Source organism: Variovorax sp. P1_H12_2 (assembly GCF_056405335.1).
This window is the reverse complement of record NZ_JBFUCI010000328.1, coordinates 1-7,375: the sequence shown is the minus strand read 5'-3', so window position 1 is coordinate 7,375 and position 7,375 is coordinate 1. Positions and strand designations below refer to the sequence as shown.

Below are 7,375 nucleotides of genomic sequence, written 5' to 3'. Positions count from 1 at the left end.
GCCGCGCGCCACGCCCGATTGCGCCAGGGCCGCGGCGCGCGCCGCGGCGGCTGCGGCCGCATCGGCATGCGACCACGCGCGGCCCGCCACCCGCAGCAGCGGACGCTGGGCGAACAAGGCCGACTGGCGCTGCAGCATCGCGGGCAGCGTGCGCCCGGCGGCGGGCAGCGCGCGGACCTCATTCATCATCGTGGGTGCCTCCGCCGAGGTAGGTGGCCTGGACCCGCGGGTCGCTCTCGAGCTCCTGCGAGGCGCCCGACAGCGCGATCTCGCCGGTCTCGAGCACGTAGCCATGGTCGGAACTCTCGAGCGCGGCGCGCGCGTTCTGCTCCACCAGCAGGATCGACACGCCGTCCTCGCGCAGCTTGCGCACGATCATGAGGATGTCGCGCACGATCAGCGGCGCCAGGCCCAGGCTGGGCTCGTCGAGCATCAGCAGGCGCGGCGCCGACATCAGTGCGCGGCCGACCGCGAGCATCTGCCGCTCGCCGCCCGACAAGGTATCGGCGCGTTGCGCACGCCGCTCGGCCAGCCGCGGAAAGCGCTCGTAGACCGATTGCAGCTGGCGCTTCAGCGCGGCGCTCCCCAGCCGTTTGGAAAAGGCGCCGAGCTGCAGGTTGTCGAGCACGCTGAGCTCGCCGAAGAGCTCGCGCTTCTCGGGCACCAGGCACAGCCCTCGCTCCACGCGCGCCTCGACGTCGAGGCCGTGCAGGTCCTCGCCTTCGAAGCGCAGAAGGCCCTTGCTCGGCAACAGGCCCATCGCCGCGGCCAGCAGCGTGGTCTTGCCGGCGCCGTTGGGGCCGATCACGGAAATGATCTGGCCGTGTTCCAGGTTGAGCGAGACGCCGCGCACGGYGTCGACCTGACCGTAGGACACGTGCAGGTCGCCTATTTCCAGCATCGCGGTCATACGACGCTCCCCAGGTAAGCAGCCTGCACCCGTTCGTCCGCGCGCACCGCCGAGGGCACGCCCTCGACCAGCTTGGAGCCGAAGTTCATCACCACCAGCCGGTCCACCAGTTTCATCACGAAGTCCATGTCATGTTCGACGATCAGGATGGTCACGCCGTCGTCGCGCAGCTTGCGCAGCAGGTCGCCGAGCGCCATCTTCTCCTTGCGCCTGAGGCCGGCGGCGGGCTCGTCGAGCACCAGCAGCACCGGGTCGGCAGCGAGCGCCCGCGCGATCTCCAGGATGCGCTGCGTGCCCAGCGGCAGGCTGCCGGCGAGCTCGTGGGCGCGGTCGCCGAGGCCGATGCGGTCGAGCTGGCGCTGCGCTTCCTGCAGGATCTGGCGCTCCTCGGTGCGGTCCAGCCGCAGGCCGGCCTTGAGCACGCCCGAGGTGGTGCGCGAGTGGGCACCGAGCGCGACGTTGTCGAGCAGGCTCATGTGCGGGCGCAGCTTCACGTGCTGGAAGGTGCGCGCCAGACCGAGCCGCGCCACCGTGCGCTGCGGCAGGCCCGCGATGTCCTGGCCCAGGAATCGCACCTGGCCCGCGGTCATCGGCAGCGTGCAGGTCAGCAGGTTGAACATGGTCGACTTGCCGGCGCCGTTGGGCCCGATCAGTCCGACGATCTCGCCCGCCTTGACATCGAAGCTCACGTCGTTGACCGCCACCAGGCCGCCGAAGCGCTTGACCGCACCGGTCACCGAGAGGATCGGCGAGCCGCGGTCGGGCAGGCTGCGATGCGGCAGCGGCTCCACCGGCACCGCGGGCTCGCGCGACGGCGCCGCGGCGAAGCGCCCGCGCGTCCAGCGCCGCACGAAGCCCATCAGGCCGCCGCGGGCGAAGTGCAGCAGCAGGATGAAGATCGTCGCGAAGGCCACCGCCTCGAGCTGGCCGGCGCGCTGCGTGAGCATCGGCAGCACGTCCTGCAGGCCGTTCTTGAGGATCAGCACCAGCGCCGAGCCGACCAGCGCGCCCGCCAGCTGCCCGAGACCGCCCGCCACCGCCATCAGCAGGTACTCGATGCTGGCGCGGACGTCGAAGGGCGACGGGCTCACGAAGCGGTTCATGTGCGCATAGAGCCAGCCCGCGAGGCCTGCGAACAGCGCCGCCGTGACGAACAGCGAGAGTCGCACGCGATAGGCATCGGCGCCCACGCTGGCGAGCAGGGTCGCGCCGCCACGCAGGCTGCGGATGGCGCGGCCCGGCCGCGACTGCAGCAGGTTGTGGCTGAACAGGAAGGCCAGCCCGACCAGCGCCCAGATCAGGTAGTAGATGGCGCGCGGATCGGCCAGCGACCAGGTCCCGATCGTCAGCGGCGGGATGTTCGACAGCCCCGTGTGCCGCCCCAGCGCATCGACGTTGCCGAACAGCATCGCGATCGACAGCCCCCAGGCGATGGTGCTGAGCGGCAGGAAGTGGCCGCCCAGGCGCAGCGTGAGCATGCCGATGGCGAGCGCCGAGAGCCCGGTCAGCAGCAGTGCGAACAGCAGCCCGAGCCACGGCGACAGGCCTTGGGCGGTGGTGAGCCACGCGGTCGCATAGGCCGCGATGCCGACGAAGGCCGCCTGCCCGAAGGAGGTGGCGCCGCCGATGCCGGTCAGCATCACCAGGCCCAGCGCGACCAGCGCGCCGATGCCGATGTCGTTGAGCAGCGAGACCGTGAAATTGCCGGCCAGCATCGGTGCGACGGCCAGCACCACGACCACCAGGCCGATCCAGAAGTTGCGAGTCCGAACGAGGCTCATTGAAAAACCTTCGCGCGGCAGCGCTTCGGTATTCGCCTTGGGAGCGGCCCGGCGGCTCATTGGTCCACCTCGTCTTCTTCCTCTTCGGAATGCACGCTCATGAAGGAGCGCAGCATCAGCACCGGGATCAGCAGGCTGAAGACGATCACGTCCTTCAGCGCGCCGCTCCAGAACGAGGCGAAGCTCTCGACCACGCCCACCGCGAGCGCGCCGATGGCGGTCATCGGGTAGCTCACGAGGCCGCCGATGATCGCGGCCACGAAGGCCTTGAGGCCGATGATGAAGCCGGAGTCGTAGTACATGGTGGTCACGGGCGCGATCAGCACCCCGATCAGGCCGGCCAGCAGCGAGGCGCTGCCATAGGCCAGCAAGGCGGTGCGCGCCGGCCGGATGCCGACCAGCCGCGCACCGACGCGGTTGACTGCGGTGGCGCGCAGCGCCTTGCCGGCCACCGTGCGCTCGAACACCAGGAAGAACAGGCCGCTCAGCACGATGGCCGCACCGACCATCAGCACCACCTGCCCGCTCACGGAGAAGCCGTCGCCGAGCGCGATGCTACCGCCGGCGAGCGGCTGGGTGCGCGAACCCTCAGGGCCGAAGAACAGCAGACCCAGGCCCGACAGCAGGAAGTGCAGCGCCAGCGAGACGATCAGCAGCACCAGCACCGAGGCATCCGCGATCGGCTGGAACACCACGCGCGCCAGCAGCGGCGCGATCGGCACCACCAGCAGCACGGTGACCGCGATCTGCACCGCCGCCGGCATGCCCGGCCGCGCGGTCGCCCAGGCCAGCAGGCAGGGCAGCAGCGGCAGCACGCCCCAGGCCAGGATGGCCTTGGGCACCTTGCGGCCCTCGCCGCGCCGCAGCAGGCTGCCGACCTCGGTCAGCACCGCGAGCGCGGCCAGCACCATGACCAGGCCGATCGTCGGCGGCAGGCGGCCGGTCTCGAAGGCCGCCAGCGTCAGCGCCGCGAAGGCCGCGATGTCGCCGAAGGGCACGAACACCACCCGCGTGACGGAAAAAATCAGCACCAGCCCGAGCCCTGCGAGCAGATAGACCGCGCCATTGGCTAGCCCGTCGATGCCCAGGATGAGCGCCACGTCCCATGTCATTGAAATGCCCTTCGCATGATCGTCCTGAAGTTGCTATTGAAGAAAAGGTGCGTGAGGATCAGGCCGCCGCCGGGCCGCTCCCAAGGCGGCCTGCGGCCCCCTCGGGGGGCAGCGACCACACAAAGTGAGGGAGCGTGGGGGCCACATTCAGGGGGCGAGTTTCCATTGGCCGTTGTCGAGCTTGACGATCACGCGGGCGCGCTCGTCGACGCCGTAGAGATTGCCCGGCTTGAAGTTGTAGACGCCATGCGTGCCCACCACTTCCTTGGTGCTGGCGATGGCGTCGCGCAGCGACAGGCGGAACTCGGGCGTGCCCGGCTCGCCCTTGGCGCGCGCGGCGGCATCGGTGAAGACCAGCCAGCCGTCGAAGGAGTAGGCCGAGAAGGCGTCGCTGGTCGGCGCGTTGTTGACCTTCTGGAAGGCGGCGCGGAAGTCCATCGCGATCTTCTTGGTCGGGTAGCCGTCGGGCAGCTGCTCGGCGACGATCACCGGGCCGGTGGGCATCAGGGCGTTCTGGCCGGAGGCGCCGACGACGCGCACGAAGTCGGGGTTGATCAGGCCGTGCTGCCCGTACACGGGCCCCTTGAAGCCGCGCTCGGTCAGCGCCAGGAAGGGCAGCGCGCCCGGCGTGCCGGCGCCGCCGGTCATCACGGCATCGGGCTTCATCGCGACCAGCTTGAGCACCTGGCCGGTGACCGAGGCGTCGGCGCGCGCATAGCGCTCGTTGCCCAGCACCTTGATGCCGGCCTCGGGCGCCGACTTCATCAGCGCGTTGTAGACCAGGTCGCCCCAGGCGTCGGAGAAGCCGATGTAGCCCACCGTCTTGACGCCGTCCTTCTTCATGCGCTGGACCACCGCGTCGATCATGAGCTGGGTCGGCTGCGCGACCGTGAACACCCAGGCGTTCTCGGCGGCGTCGAGCTGGATCGGGGTCAGGCCGATCATCGGCACCTTGGCGTCGCGGCCCACCTGCGCCATCGCGATCGCGGCCGGCACGCCCGAGGTTCCCATCAGCACGTCGACCTTGTCCTCCTCGACCAGCTTGCGCGCATTGCGGCCCGCGGTGGTCGGATCGGAGCCGTCGTCGAGCACGATCAGCTGGATCTTGCGGCCGTTGACCTCCGGCTTGTAGGCCAGCGCGGCCTGCATGCCCTTGGCGTAGGGCACGCCGAGCGAGGAGTTGGGGCCGGAGAGCGAGACGCTCAGGCCGACCTTGAGGTCGGCCGCGAACGCCGCTGCCGTGAGGCCGGCGCCCAGCGCGGCCGCCAGTGCGCTGCGGGTCAAGGTCTGCATCAAGCTCTTCATGTCGGGACTCCTGGTGGATGGAATAGATGAGCGGGTCGCTCAGATGAACAACTGGATCGCCGGCAGCGCGCGCCCGGCCTGGAGAAGGTCGACGCGCTTCTGCCGGATCGCCCAGCCGGAGGGCGTGCGCAGGAGCAGATGGCGGCAGGTGCCGGCCAGCAGGTGCTGCTGCTCGCCGCGTGCCTCGACATAGATGAAGGGCGTGCTGAGCGACACCTCGCCGGCGGCATCGTCCTGGTGTTCGATGCGCGACAGCTGCAGCACGTGCTGGCAATGGCTGGCCGGATGCTGCGAATGCGCGCGCGGGTTCTTCAGGCGCTCGATGCGAAGCTGCAGCAGCAGCCGGTCCTCGTAGGCGATCGAGTTGTGCGAGAAGGGATCGGCCTGCGCCGCGCCTTGCAGCGGCACCCAGTAGTGGCCGTCCTCGGCGAACAGCGCCAGCCAGTCGTCGAAACGGCCGGCGTCGAGCAGGGCGGCCTCGGCGGCCACGAAGTCTTCGGGGGTCGTCACGCGCTCGTCTCCACGTCGTCCGCCATGAACTTCTTCCAGGCGCGGAACTGGTTGCGCATCAACAGCTCGTTGGTGCCGTTGGTGGTGATCGTCGATTGCTGCAGCTCCGACGGATCGAAGTTGCGATGCAGGCTGACCCACTCGTTGCCCTCGGCGCGCAGGCCCTGCTGCATGCTCTCGAACAGGTGCACGTCGTCATGCGCCACCACCGACATCGGCGAGAAGACCAGCCGGTTGTAGGTCATCGCGCGCTCGAACAGCAGATCGGGTGCGCCGGCGGCACGGAAGCTCCAGGCCTCGACCAGCGTGCGGTCGGCGGCCAGCGGCCGGATCACGCGGATCGCCTGCGGCGAGCCCTTGACCGACAGGCTGGGGAAGAACACCGAGTTCTGCGGCGAGCGCTGCAGGATCTCGATCGCGCGCTCGGCGCCATGCGCATCGCGCATCGCCTGCTCGTAGTCCGGCAGCTGCGCGTAGTTCGAATGGATGCTGAAGTTGACGCCCAGCACGCTGTGGCCGTTGGCGAACACGCGGCCGCCCATCCGGTCGAAGAAGTCATAGCCGGAGCCGAAGGGCAGGATCTGCTCCATGGCCATCGGCTTGGGCGCGTCGGGTTCGCGGCCCTGCCACAGCGCATCGGCCGCCTGCGTGGCCGACTCGTGGGTCGACATCGGATGCACCGTGTCGTTGATGTTCTCGAGGTACATCTTCCAGTTGCAATGGATGATGTTGCGCAGCACGCCGCCGCCGACCGCGAGCCGGCCCTCGGGCGAACGGTCGACCATGTTGTCGATCGATTGCAGCACCTCGCCGAAATAGTCCTCGAAGCCCGGACCCTGATCGGCCAGCCGCGCGAACACGAAGTCGCGGTACACGGCCACGTGCTTGAGCTCCGTGAGCCCCTGCCCCGATTCGCATTCCCTCAGGCGCGTGCCTTCATAGCCGCTCTTGAGCGGGATCGCGAGCGGCGCGCCGTCGAGCTTGTAGGTCCAGGCGTGGTACGGGCAGCGGAAGAACTTGCCCGTGTTGCCGCTCTCGTCCGTGACCAGCCGGCTGCCCTTGTGGGCGCAGCGGTTGTAGAACACGCGCACCGCGCCGTCGGGCTGGCGCACCATCATCACCGGCCGGCCCGCGAGATCCAGCGACCAGAAGTCACCGGTGTTCGGCACCTGGCTCGCGTGCCCCACGTAGAGCCAGGTGTTGGCGAAGAACCGCTCCTGCTCGAGCGCGAACAGCTCTTCGCTCAGGTAGAGGTCGCGGTGCACGCGATCGTCCTGGACGAGCGCGCGGATCGCATCCGGTCGGTCGCGATAGGTGGTCATCTACGGAACCAGCTTCCACTGGCCTTTTTCGCTGCGCACGATCACCACCGCGCGCTGGTCGGAGCCATAGCGGTTGTCGGGCTTGAAGTTGTAGATGCCGTGGGTGCCGGTCAGCTCCTTGGTGCTCACGATCGCGTCGCGCAGCGCCGTCCGGTAGGCCGGCGTGCCGGGCTCGCCCTTGGTGCGCGAGGCGGCGTCGGCCAGCAGCAGGTAGGCGTCGTAGGTGTAGGACGAGAAGGCGTCGTTCGGCGGCGCGCCGTTGGCCTTCTGGTAGGCGCTTCGGAAGGCCATCGAGACCTTCTTGATCGGATTGCTGTCGGGCAGCTGGTCGGCCACCAGCACCGGGCCGCTGGGCACCTGCAGGCCCTCGATGGACGCGCCGCCGACGCGCACGAAGTCGGCATTGATCAGGCCGTGCGTGCCGTAGATCTGGCC

At 69.4% G+C, this 7,375-nt stretch carries 7 protein-coding genes and 1 pseudogene; all 8 read right to left on the bottom strand.

Annotated elements, in window-relative coordinates; all coding sequences use genetic code 11:
* Positions 1-189, bottom strand: a pseudogene (locus AC1D2K_RS25715) (ATP-dependent acyl-CoA ligase); the annotation flags it as partial.
* Positions 179-910 carry an ABC transporter ATP-binding protein gene (locus AC1D2K_RS25710; protein ID WP_478092056.1) on the bottom strand — a complete coding sequence of 244 codons (732 nt, stop codon included), beginning with the start codon at positions 908-910 and terminating at the stop codon, positions 179-181. The gene AC1D2K_RS25710 and the pseudogene AC1D2K_RS25715, both read right to left, overlap by 11 nt.
* Positions 907-2,691, bottom strand: a complete 1,785-nt coding sequence (locus AC1D2K_RS25705; RefSeq protein ID WP_478092054.1) for a branched-chain amino acid ABC transporter ATP-binding protein/permease — start codon at positions 2,689-2,691, stop codon at positions 907-909. Before AC1D2K_RS25705 ends, AC1D2K_RS25710 begins: the two co-directional genes overlap by 4 nt.
* A gap of 56 nt (positions 2,692-2,747) precedes the next feature.
* The gene (locus AC1D2K_RS25700; protein ID WP_478092052.1) at positions 2,748-3,803 is read right to left on the bottom strand and encodes a branched-chain amino acid ABC transporter permease; all 1,056 of its coding nucleotides are present in this window, start codon (positions 3,801-3,803) and stop codon (positions 2,748-2,750) included.
* A gap of 147 nt (positions 3,804-3,950) precedes the next feature.
* The gene (locus tag AC1D2K_RS25695) at positions 3,951-5,108 is read right to left on the bottom strand and encodes an ABC transporter substrate-binding protein (RefSeq protein ID WP_478092050.1); all 1,158 of its coding nucleotides are present in this window, start codon (positions 5,106-5,108) and stop codon (positions 3,951-3,953) included.
* 39 nt (positions 5,109-5,147) lie between these two features.
* The gene (locus AC1D2K_RS25690; protein ID WP_478092048.1) at positions 5,148-5,618 is read right to left on the bottom strand and encodes an aromatic-ring-hydroxylating dioxygenase subunit beta; all 471 of its coding nucleotides are present in this window, start codon (positions 5,616-5,618) and stop codon (positions 5,148-5,150) included.
* Complete coding sequence (locus AC1D2K_RS25685; protein ID WP_478092047.1) at positions 5,615-6,940, bottom strand: aromatic ring-hydroxylating dioxygenase subunit alpha; 1,326 nt, start codon at positions 6,938-6,940, stop codon at positions 5,615-5,617. The genes AC1D2K_RS25690 and AC1D2K_RS25685 overlap by 4 nt, the downstream gene beginning before the upstream one ends.
* Positions 6,941-7,375: type 1 periplasmic-binding domain-containing protein (locus AC1D2K_RS25680; protein ID WP_478092045.1), on the bottom strand; the 435-nt coding region annotated here is incomplete at its 5' end.